The sequence below is a fragment of the Kribbella sp. genome, assembly GCF_035655035.1.
Taxonomy (GTDB): Bacteria; Actinomycetota; Actinomycetes; order Propionibacteriales; family Kribbellaceae; genus Kribbella.
On record NZ_DASRVN010000462.1, the window covers coordinates 1 to 10,861 of the forward strand.

The following is a 10,861-nucleotide window of genomic DNA, read 5'->3' on the forward strand; positions in this document are numbered from 1 at the left end:
TCCGGGAGCGTGATGTTCAGCGTTACCGGCAACGGCATCCGGTCGGCGACCTCCCGCGCGGCCGCCTGCAGACCGTGGTCGACCAGCACCCGCGGATGGATCCCCCGTACCGCGGCCCGCAGATCCGCCAGCGCCGCCTCCGCCTCGGCGTGCGCCTTCACCACCAGCCGGCGGCCCTCCCCCTCCGGCAGGTCGAGCTCAGCGAGCCCGAGCGTCATCGTCAACCCGACCAGCCGCTGCTGTACGCCGTCGTGCAGGTGCCGCTCGATCCGCGCCCGCTCCGTCTCGAACGCGTCCACCAGGTCGAGCCTCGAGCGCCGGAGCTCGGCGAGGTTGCGCTGCAGCTCCTCCTGGCGCGGGCCGAGCATCGCCTTCGCCAACGACGCCTCGGCGCCCGCGAGGACCCCGATCAGGTACGAGCTGACGGCGTAGAACACCGGACCGAACAGGACCGTGAACAGCAGCCCTTCCCAGAACGAGTCCAGCTTCCACGAAAACATCTCCACATCGTCGCCGTCAGCCGCGAGGATCGGCGTCGCAAGCGTGATCCCCAGCACGATCGCGGACAGTCCGCCGATCGCCGCGCTCAACGGCCAGACGAAGACACCGAGCACGAACCCGTACCCCAGCGCCCGCATCGACGCCTGCTCCCGCCGCCGGTACGTCAGCCTCGCCCTGAGCGACACGCTCGCCGGCAGCGCCGCATGCGGACTCGGGATCCCGTCGATGAGCATCAGCCCCGCGCGCCGGCGTTCGACGTACCCGATCGCCGCCCCGAGCAACGGGAACGCCGCCAGCATCAGGAGCCCGATCAGGATCGGGCTCAAGACGGCACTCAGCCCGGCAACGCCCACCAGCACCCCGATCGCCACCACCCCGACCGGCACCGACGACAACAAGTACGCATAAGCCCGCCAAGGCCACGACGAAACCAGGTACCGCGGCGACGCCAGCGCCCCCCACACCGCCCGATACCTCTCCATCCCCCAAACCCTAAGCGCCCGCCACCCCGTCCCGCGGTAGCGCCCGCGCTACCGCGGGATTCTCGTGTGGGGCAACGTGTTGACGAGGGGTCGGGGGTTGGGTGGGAGCATGACCGCTACCGCGCCGACGTACCCGTCCATCACGCCCGTTGAACCGCCTGCCTTGCTGCTGGACGGGATCACCAAGACGTACCGTTCCAAGGCCGGGGCGGTGGATGCGTTGCGTGGGGTGACGTACCACTTCGCGCGCGGGTCGTTCACGGCGGTGATGGGGCCGTCCGGCTCCGGCAAGTCGACGCTGCTGCAGTGTGCCGCGGGCCTCGACCAGCCGACCACGGGCAATGTCGTACTCAACGGTGTCCCATTGCGCGGGCTCAACGAAGTACAGCTGACCAAGCTGCGGCGGTCCGAGATGGGGTTCGTCTTCCAGGCGTACAACCTGCTGCCGTCGCTGACCGTCTACGACAACGTCGCCCTCCCCCTGCGTCTCACCGGCCGCCGCCCGGCACGCAACGACGTACTGCGGGTCCTCGACCAGGTAGGCCTGAACGGCAAAGTCAAACGCCGGCCGGCCGAGCTCTCCGGCGGCCAGCAACAACGCGTGGCGATCGCGCGAGCCCTGATCACCCAACCATCAGTCTTCTTCGCCGACGAACCAACCGGCGCCCTGGACAGCGGCACCAGCCGCCAGATCCTCGGACTGTTGCGCGAGGCAACCGACCGCGCCGGCCAGACCGTAGTAATGGTCACCCACGACCCGGTAGCCGCCGCGTACGCCGAACGAGTCCTGTTCCTCTCCGACGGCCACCTAGCCGGCCACCTCGACCGCCCCACCCCCACCCAGATCGCCGCCGCCATGAACGACCTAGAACGCTGAACAATCGGAGGCGCTGGGGAGAGGTCGGTGAGGAATGTGATGTTGCGGATCAGTTGGCAGAGTGTTGGGCGGCGTCGGGCGTTGTATGTGGGCTCGTTCGTGGCGCTCGCGGTGGGTGTGTTCATGCTTGGGTTGGCTGCGACCACGACGGCGGCGACCATCGCGTATCGGCTGCCGGCGTCGGCGACCGTTCGGGTGACCACGCTTGGTGGGCCGGATACGCCGCCTCAGCACGTGCGGGTTGCGCTGGCGGATGCGGACGTGTCGGGGTTGCAGACGGTGTTGAGCATGGTCGGGGCGATCTGCGGGTTCATCACGGTGTTCGTGATCGCCAGTACGTTCGCGTTCGCGGTGGCATCCCGCCGGCGGGAGCTCGGGTTGTTGCGGCTGGTCGGGGCGACGCCGCGGCAGATCCGCCGGATGATCATCGGTGAGGCGGTGGTGGTCGCGTTCGCTGCATCCGTCACCGGGGCGATCGCCGCGCAACTCGCCACACCGTTGCTGCTGAGCAAGGCGTCGTACACCGAACTGGCACCGGTGAAGCTCGTGCCGGCGTCGCCCTGGACACCGCTTGCTATCGCGGTCGGCGCCGGGATGCTGGTCGCGCTGCTCGGGGCGCGCTCGGCTGCTCGGCGCGCGGGGAAGGTGGCGCCGATCGACGCGCTGCGGGAGGCCTCGCTGGAGCCGCCGCGGATCGGGCCGGTACGGATCGGGTTCGGGCTGCTGTTCCTGGCCGGGGCGATCGTGATGCTCACGCTGATCCGGCCGTCCTCGGGCGACGGCGCCGTACCGCTGGCCATGTTCACGCCGATGATCATGGTGATCGCGCTCACCCTGCTCGCACCGCTCGTCGTTCCGGTGATGGGGCGGGTGTGGGCAGCACCACTGGTCGCGTGGACGCACATCTCGGGGCGGCTGGCCCGCAGCAACGTGGTCGCCGCGCCCCGCCGCAGCGCCTCGCTCGCGGCGCCGATCCTGGCGATCTCTGCCATCGCCGGGTCGATGGTGCTGAGCCTCAGCTTTGCGGCCGACAGTTCCGGAGCCGCGATCCGTGCTGCCGTCCGCGCGCCGATCGTCGTCACCGGAGCAGCACCGGTCAACGACCCACAGGTGAGAGCGGTAGATGCCGGATTGCCCACGCAACTGGTGCGGGTGGCGGAGGACTACGCGCAGTTGGAGGGCGTGGAGGGTATCGATCCGACGGTCGCTTCCCAGACGCGGGATCTCGGCGTACTCGCAGGTGATCTGACCAGGCTGACCGGCAATACTGTTGCTGTCAGCAAGGAAATGGCGGGGTTCGAGCACTACAAGATCGGGGACGAGGTGCCGGTGGTATTTGTCGACCGTACGCCGGGCAAGCTGCGGGTGGTCGCGATCGTCAAGGACGCGTTCGGGGTCAACCCGCCGTTCATGATCCCGTTGGACGTCGCCCGTACGCACGATCCGCACGCGAAGGTGGAGCGCAGTTTCGTACTCCCCGCCGAGGGGGTCGCGCCCGCCGAACTGGTCAAGCGGATCCCGAACGCACAACTGGCTGCGGACTGGGAGGCCGACCAGTCCGCAGGGCTGCGGAAAGGAAATCAGCTCGGCCTGGTGATGCTGCTCGGACCGGCGGCTCTCTACAGCGCGATCGCGATCGCCAACACGCTGCTGATGAGCAGTCTCCAGCGGCGGACCGAGTTCGTCACGTCGCGGCTACTCGGTGCGACCGGCCGGCAGTTGCAGCGGATGGTGCTGTGGGAGTCCTCGCTGGTCGGCGCGGTCGCACTCAGCCTCGGCGGTGCGATCACGCTCACGGTCGGTATCCTGATCCGGCACGCGATGACGTCCGGGCTGTCCGACGTACCACTAACCATCCCGTGGGGCATCCTGCTGACCATCGGCGCCCTCTGCCTCGTCCTGGCGGTAGGCTCCGCCCTCGCCCCAGCCGCCTACCTCCTCCGCTCACTTACGGTCACGTGGTGTGGGCGGCGGGGTTTGTCGGGGGTGGGCGGTAGGGTCCGCTCTGGTCCCGGCTGCGTACGTTGTGCGGGTCGCGGGCCGGGAAATGGTCGTTCACCAGGGAGAATGGGTACGGCGCCAACCCGTCGCGGCGCCGGTACCACTTGATCGAGGAGTTCGTAGACCCGTATGGCACGCCGTACCAGCACCGCCGAACCCGAGGACTTCGAGGAGCACATCCTCGACATCGACGTCTCCGACGAGATGCGCACCAGCTACCTGGAGTACGCCTACTCGGTGATCTACTCCCGGGCGCTGCCGGACGCCCGGGACGGACTGAAACCGGTCCAGCGGCGGATCCTGTTCTCGATGGCGGAGAACAACATCCGCCCCGACCGCGGGCACGTGAAGTCGGCCCGCGTCGTCGGTGAGGTCATGGGTAAGTACCACCCGCACGGCGACGGCGCCATCTACGACGCCCTCGTCCGCACCGCCCAGCCCTGGTCCATGCGTGTCCCCCTGATCGACGGCCACGGGAACTTCGGCTCGCTCGACGACGGCCCGGCCGCGATGCGGTACACGGAGTGCCGGATGGCGCCGTCCGCGATGGCGATGACGGCCGGGCTGGACGAGAACGTCGTCGACTTCAAGCCGAACTACGACGGCCAGGAGGAGGAGCCCGCAGTACTGCCGGCCGCCTTCCCGAACCTGCTGGTCAACGGCGCCGCGGGCATCGCGGTCGGTATGGCCACGAACATGGCCCCGCACAACCTGGTCGAGGTGATCCAGGCGCTGCGGCACCTGATCAAGACGCCGACCGCGGACCTCGACGACCTGATGCGGTTCGTGCCGGGCCCGGACCTGCCGACCGGCGGCAAGATCGTCGGCCTGGACGGCATCAAGGACGCGTACGCGACCGGACGCGGCAGCTTCAAGATGCGCGCCACCGCCCGGATCGAGAACGTCACGCCGCGCCGCAAGGGCATCGTGGTCACCGAGCTGCCGTACTCCGTCGGTCCGGAGAAGGTGATCGAGAAGATCAAGACCCTGGTGCAGAGCAAGAAGCTCCAGGGCATCGCGGACGTCAAGGACCTCACCGACCGGACGCACGGCACCCAGCTGGTGATCGAGGTCAAGAACGGCTTCGTCCCGGAGGCGCTGCTGGAGCAGCTCTACAAGCTGACCCCGCTCGAGGACGCGTTCCACGTCAACAACGTCTGCCTGGTCGAGGGCCAGCCGCGGACGCTCGGCCTGAAGCAGCTCCTCGAGGTCTACCTCGACCACCGGTACGACGTGGTCCGCCGGCGCAGCGAGTTCCGCCGGAAGAAGGCCCAGGACCGGCTGCACATCGTCGACGGCCTGCTGATCGCGATCCTGGACATCGACGAGGTCATCCAGGTGATCCGGAGCAGCGACGACTCGGCCGCCGCCCGCGCCCGGCTGATCGAGATCTACGACCTGTCCGAGGTCCAGGCGAACTACATCCTGGACATGCCGCTGCGCCGGCTGACGAAGTTCTCGAAGCTCGAGCTGGAGTCCGAGAAGGGCGAGCTGGAGCGCGACATCGAGGCGCTGACCGCGATCATCGAGGACCCGGCGCTGCTCCGCAAGACGGTCTCCGACGAGCTCGCCGAGGTCGCCAAGACGTACGGGACGCCGCGCCGGACCGTGCTGCTGGAGTCGTCCGGCGCCACCAAGACGGCCGCCGTACCGCTCGAGGTCAGCGACGACCCGTGCTGGATCCTGATGAGCTCCACCGGGCTGCTCGCCCGGATCGACGGCGTCGAGCCGTTCGGTGCCACCGAGTCGCGGGCCAAGCACGACGCGATCGTGTCGGTGATCAAGAGCACCGCCCGCGGCCAGTACGGGCTGATCACCAGCGCGGGCCGGCTGATCCGCCTCGAGTCGCTCGACCTGCCCGCCGTACCGACGACCGCGCACGCGCCGAACCTGCAGGGTGGCGCGCCGGTCGCGGAGTTCGTCTCGCTGGACCCGGGTGAGAAGGCGCTCGCGCTGACCACGATGGACCCGGACTCGGTCGGGGTCGCGCTCGGTACGACGGGCGGCGTGGTGAAGCGCGTCGTACCGGATCACCTGAGCAACCGCGACTCGTGGGAGATCGTCAGCCTGAAGGACGGTGACGAGGTGATCGGCGCGGTCGAGCTCGCCACCGGCGACGAGGAGCTGTGCTTCATCACCTCCGACGCGCAACTCCTGCACTTCCCGGCGTCCGCCGTCCGGCCGCAGGGGCGGACCGCGGGCGGTATGGCCGGCGTACGGCTGGCAGCCGGGGCGAAGGTGGTCTTCTTCGGCGCCGTGGACACCGGCCGCGAGGTCCAGGTCGTGACGATCGCCGGCTCGTCGTCGGCGCTGCCCGGGACCGAGGTCGGCGCGGTGAAGGTCACGCCGTTCAGCGAGTACCCGAGCAAGGGCCGCGGGACCGGCGGCGTGCGCTGCCAGCGGCTGCTCAAGGGCGAGGACGGCCTGCTTCTCGGGTACGTCGGGGTCGCGCCGGTGAAGGCCAGCGCGAGCAGCGGCGCGCCGATCGACCTGCCGCCGATCGACCCGCGGCGGGACGGTTCCGGCGTACCGGTGGCGCAGCCGATCGCTGCGTGCGCTTCCGATCTGGCAGGCTGACAGCTGTGAAGAGAATGCTCGCGCTGTGCGCGGTCGTCGTCCTCGCGGTGGCGGGCTGCAGTTCCAAGAAGGACTCCGGCAGCGCCGGCGGTTCGGCCGGTACGGACGCCGTCGCGCTGCTGACCGGCGCCAAGAAGGCGATCGACGACGCCGCCAGCGTGCACATCGTGCTGACCGGGCGCGACCTGCCGGCCGGCGCGCAGACGCTGGCCAGCGGTGACGGGGTCGCCACCCACGCGCCGGCGTTCAAGGGCAAGCTGACCGTCCGGACCAACGGCTCGAACCTGGACGCCGAGGTGGTCGCGGTCGGCAGCAAGGTCTACGCGAAGGTGTCGTTCGCGCCGACCTTCATCGAGTTGTCGCCGAGCCAGCTGGCCGGGCTCGGCGCGCCGGACCCGGCCGTCCTGCTCGATCCGGCGAAAGGCCTGACCTCGGTCCTGCCGACGCTGAAGGACCCGAAGGTGAAGGGCCAGACCCGCGACGGGTCGAAGGTCCTCACCGAGGTCACCGGCTCCGTCGAGGGCAAGTCGCTGCAGGGCATCTTCCCGAAGGCGCCCGCGGACAAGGAATTCCCGAGCACGTTCAAGATCGACAAGTCCTCGCAGCAACTGGTCTCGGCGACCATCACCGGGCCGTTCTACACCGGCGCCACCAGCAGCTACGACGTCACCTTGGACAAGTACGGCGAGAAGGTCGAGATCACCAAGCCGTGACGCAGGTCGACGGCGCCGTCCGGCCCCGGGCTCAGCTGACGCTGGCGTCGATCGCCGTCGCGTTCGCGGCAGCCGACACGTACGTCGTCGTGCTGGCGCTGCCGGACATGATGGCCGGGGTCGGGCTGTCGGCCGACCAGTTGCAGCGGGCGGCGCCGATCATCTCGGGGTTCCTGCTCGGGTACATCGCCGTACTGCCCCTGATCGGGCGGATCGCGGATGTCGTCGGGCGTACGCCGGTGCTCGTCGGGGCGTTGCTGCTGTTCGCGGTCGGGTCGTTGGTGACGGCCGGGGCGTACGACCTGCCGCTGGTGGTAACCGGTCGGTTTCTGCAGGGCGTCGGCGGTGGCGGGCTGGTGCCCGCAACGCTGGCGCTGGTCGCCGACCTGTGGCCGGCTGAGCGGCGTGGGTTGCCGTTGGGCGTGGTCGGCGCCGTGCAGGAGCTGGGGTCGGTGCTCGGGCCGTTACTGGGCGCCGCTGTGCTCGCGGTGGCTTCTTGGCAGTACATCTTCTGGCTGAACCTCGTGGTCGCTGTCGTCCTCGCGATGCTTCTCCGCGGCCGGCGATGGCCTCCCCCGTCAGCCGTCGTCGGGTTGCTCGCCTGCGTTGCTCTTGGGTTGACGCTGACCGCACCGGAGCGGCTTGCCACCGGAGTGACGCTCGGGCTCCCGTTTGTTCCTTTCACGGGTACGTCGCGGCTGCTGACGCCGATCGGTGTCGTGTCGCTGGTCCTGGCGCTGCTGTGGCTCGCGCTGGTGCTGCGGCGGGCGCGGGGTCGTTTCCACGGTCTGCTGGCGCAGATCGATCTCGTGGGCGCTCTGCTGCTGGCTCTCGCGCTCGCAGGCGTCGTACTGGCGTTCGCTACCGCTGATCCGGAGAAGCAACTGATGTCGCCGGCCGGGCCGTGGCTGCTGGTGGCTGCCGCGGTCTGCGCAGTGGCGTTCGGGGTGTGGCAGCGGCGTACGTCGGCGGCGATCGTTCCGCGTGGTCTCCTAGGCGCACGGGCCGCCTGGGGATCGTTGGTGGTGAGTTTTCTGATCGGCTGTGCGCTGATCGCGGCGCTGGTCGACGTACCGGTGTTCGCGCGTGCCACGCAAGGCGGTGGGCAGCTAGCGGCGGCGCTGGTCCTGCTGCGGTTCCTGATCGCGCTGCCGGTCGGCGCGGTCGTCGGCGGGTGGTTGACGCGGCGCTGCGGGCTCTGGCTGATCACGGGCGTCGGGCTTGGCCTGTCCGGCGCGATGTTCACGGTGATGGCGTTCTGGAGCCGTACGGCGCTCGATCACTGGCCGGCCACCGTCGTACTGCTGGTGTGCGGGTTCGGGTTCGGGCTCGCGTTGTCGCCGGTGAACACCGCGATGCTCGGCGCGACGCCGGGTGACAGCCACGGGCTGGTGAGCGCGCTCGTGGTCGTCGCGCGGATGGTCGGGATGCTGGTCGGCGTGTCCGCGCTCACCGCGATCGGTCTGCGCCGGTACTACTCGATTGCCGACGGCATCAAATCGCCGAACGAGCTCTGCCCGTCGTCGCCCGCCAGTTGCCGTCCGTACGTCGACGCGCTGCTGGACGCCGCCGTTTCACAAGTTCACGCGATCTTCGCCGGTGCCGCTGTTTGTGCGTTCCTCGCCGCCGTTCTCGGCGTACTGGTGCTCGGCCGGAGTGGCACAGCGCACACATGATGATCATCATGAGGGACAGCCGTCTCAGGTCGCGTACCGTGTGATGCTGTGAACCCCGCAGCTGCCGCCGGCCTGTGCTCGACGTTCTGTCGGGTGCTGCAGGAGCCATTGGCCGGTACTGCGGTCGTCGCGGTCGGCTGGGTGGTCGTCGAGCAGCCAGGCCCGTGGGGTGCGAAGGCGCCGACGCAGAGCCACCTCGATCCGGTCTTCGGCCGGGCGTTCGACGACGACTGCAAGAAGGTCGACGTACGGTTCGGCCTGATCCGCTCCCCCGGGCGGCACGCGGACGCGGTCGAGCGGTCGCACCAGGTCTTCGTCGCCTCGACCCGGCCCGGCCGGACCTGGCTGCTCGGCGGCCGGATCGCCGACCCGTCCGAGCTCGGCGCGCTGGATCTCGCCGCGGTGGCCCGTGGTGACCGTACGGCGGTGGTCGCCTCGCTGCCCGCGCTGTCGATTGTCAACAATCCGATTGTGCTCGTTTGTACGAACGGCAAGCGGGACGAGTGCTGCGCCCTTCTCGGACGCCCGCTCGTGTCGGGGCTCGCCGAGCGGGTACCGGGGCGCGTGTGGGAGGCCAACCATCTGGGCGGGCACCGCTTCGCGCCGACCGCGACGTACCTGCCGGCCGGAACCATGCACGGCCAGCTCACGCTCGACACGGCGGTCGAGATACTCGCCGCCGCGGATCGCGGGGAGACAGTCCTGACCGGGATGCGCGGACGGTCCACCTGGACCAAGCGCGGCCAGGCGGCCGAGCTCGCCGTACGTGAACTCACCGGAGAGCTCGCGCTCGATGCGTTGCAGGTGGTCGGCGAGGCTGCCGACACCGTCACCGTCCAGCATGCCGACGGCCGGTCGTGGACCGTGCCGGTCAGCAGTGCACCAGCCGATCCACCCCGTCCCGACTCCTGCGGAAAGGAACCGTTCGCCATGTCGATCCTGCAAGCCGGTACACCAGTGTCAGGCGCCGTCCGATGACCGGCGGCTTCGACGACCTGCTCGCCGCCAACGCCGAGTACGCCGCCGACTTCCACTACGGCGGGTTCGACGGCATCGCCCACGCCGGTATCGGGCTGGTCACCTGCATGGACTCGCGGATCCCGCCGCTGGAGATGCTCGGCCTGAAGGCCGGCGACGCCAAGGTGCTGCGCTCGGCCGGCGGCCGCGTCACCGAGATCACGATGACCGGCCTGGTCCTCGGCGTCCAACTGCTCGGCGTCCGCCGGATCATGATCATCCCGCACACCCGCTGCGCGATGGCCGCGATGTCCGAGGACGAACTCCGCGCGAAGGTCGAACTCGCCGCCGGCAAACCCGCCGGCTACCTCCCAATCTCCGTCATCCCCGACCAGCACGAAGCCCTCCGCCGCGACGTGGCCGCCGTCCGCGAACACCCCCTGATCGGCGACGACATCCTCGTCGGCGGCTTCATGTACGACGTCGACACCGGCAAACTCACCCAAGTCGACTGAGCAGCTCCGGCGCTCGCGGCGGGTGGCGTCTGCTTTCGAGCCGCTCGTCGAGCGGCTGACGCCGGCGATCCACGCGAACCTGGTTCGCCGGGCGCCGCAGGTCGCCGACGAGCTGCTGTCCGAGGTTTGGCGCGCCGGCTGAGCGTGCAGCTTCTGGTGGTTTGGAAGCAGCTCACCCCGAGCGAGCCCGCTGACGTACTTCACGTCCCGACCGGGACGGCACGGTCCCGGCTGGGATGGGCTGGGGGAAGCTGGTGTGGTGAAGACCGTGGATCCGCTGGTACTCCGGAAGGTGCAGACCGAGGTCCGCCGTGCCGCCGAGGACGAGCGTTCGAGGAGGACTCGCCGGCGCTGGCTGCTCCCGGCCGCAGCTCTGGCGACGGCGGCTGCGGTTGCTGGTGTGCTTGTACTGGCCAGCCGAGGACCGCACGAACAGCCTGCCGCGACGGCACCCGCGACTTCGCGGGCCGCAGCGAGTTGTGTCGAGGCCTACTCCCTCACCAATCTCGCCCACCGCAGTCTCGCCTTCGACGGGACAGTCCAGCGGATCGCCGCAGTCGAC

At 69.7% G+C, this 10,861-nt stretch carries 9 protein-coding genes; 8 read left to right on the forward strand and 1 reads right to left on the reverse strand.

The annotated features are described in order from the left end of the window. Positions 1 to 983, reverse strand: a 983-nt coding sequence (locus VFF46_RS25365) for a sensor histidine kinase (protein ID WP_325039714.1), incomplete at its 3' end; no start/stop codon positions are given. Between the two features lie 109 nt (positions 984 to 1,092). On the opposite strand from VFF46_RS25365, the gene VFF46_RS25370 reads away from it, so the two are divergent. The 8 genes from VFF46_RS25370 to VFF46_RS25405 all read left to right on the forward strand — a co-directional run. Next, positions 1,093 to 1,860 (forward strand): ABC transporter ATP-binding protein, encoded by a 768-nt coding sequence (locus VFF46_RS25370; RefSeq protein ID WP_325039715.1) that lies wholly within the window; start codon positions 1,093 to 1,095, stop codon positions 1,858 to 1,860. A 27-nt stretch (positions 1,861 to 1,887) separates the two neighbouring features. Beyond that, a complete protein-coding gene (locus VFF46_RS25375; protein ID WP_325039716.1) occupies positions 1,888 to 3,969 on the forward strand; it encodes an FtsX-like permease family protein in 2,082 nt (693 codons plus the stop codon). Positions 3,970 to 3,990: 21 nt separating this feature from the next. Beyond that, complete coding sequence (locus VFF46_RS25380) at positions 3,991 to 6,438, forward strand: DNA topoisomerase IV subunit A (protein WP_325039717.1); 2,448 nt, start codon at positions 3,991 to 3,993, stop codon at positions 6,436 to 6,438. Between the two features lie 14 nt (positions 6,439 to 6,452). Then, the gene (locus tag VFF46_RS25385; RefSeq protein ID WP_325039722.1) at positions 6,453 to 7,151 is read left to right on the forward strand and encodes an LppX_LprAFG lipoprotein; all 699 of its coding nucleotides are present in this window, start codon (positions 6,453 to 6,455) and stop codon (positions 7,149 to 7,151) included. Continuing rightward, positions 7,148 to 8,827 carry an MFS transporter gene (locus VFF46_RS25390; protein ID WP_325039718.1) on the forward strand — a complete coding sequence of 560 codons (1,680 nt, stop codon included), beginning with the start codon at positions 7,148 to 7,150 and terminating at the stop codon, positions 8,825 to 8,827. The genes VFF46_RS25385 and VFF46_RS25390 overlap by 4 nt, the downstream gene beginning before the upstream one ends. Positions 8,828 to 8,875: 48 nt before the next feature. Continuing rightward, positions 8,876 to 9,805, forward strand: coding sequence for a sucrase ferredoxin (locus VFF46_RS25395; protein WP_325039719.1), 930 nt, complete (start codon positions 8,876 to 8,878; stop codon positions 9,803 to 9,805). Beyond that, positions 9,802 to 10,299, forward strand: a complete 498-nt coding sequence (locus tag VFF46_RS25400; RefSeq protein ID WP_325039720.1) for a carbonic anhydrase — start codon at positions 9,802 to 9,804, stop codon at positions 10,297 to 10,299. The genes VFF46_RS25395 and VFF46_RS25400 overlap by 4 nt, the downstream gene beginning before the upstream one ends. A 259-nt stretch (positions 10,300 to 10,558) precedes the next feature. After that, a partial coding sequence (locus tag VFF46_RS25405; RefSeq protein WP_325039721.1) for a hypothetical protein occupies positions 10,559 to 10,861 on the forward strand: 303 nt, incomplete at its 3' end.

What these genes read in the sequence shown, in the direction of transcription:
- VFF46_RS25400 (WP_325039720.1), top strand. Translation starts at nt 9,802, where the DNA reads ATGACCGGCGGCTTCGACGACCTGCTCGCCGCCAACGCCGAGTACGCC.
- VFF46_RS25370 (WP_325039715.1), top strand. Translation starts at nt 1,093, where the DNA reads ATGACCGCTACCGCGCCGACGTACCCGTCCATCACGCCCGTTGAACCG.
- VFF46_RS25380 (WP_325039717.1), top strand. Translation starts at nt 3,991, where the DNA reads ATGGCACGCCGTACCAGCACCGCCGAACCCGAGGACTTCGAGGAGCAC.
- VFF46_RS25385 (WP_325039722.1), top strand. Translation starts at nt 6,453, where the DNA reads ATGCTCGCGCTGTGCGCGGTCGTCGTCCTCGCGGTGGCGGGCTGCAGT.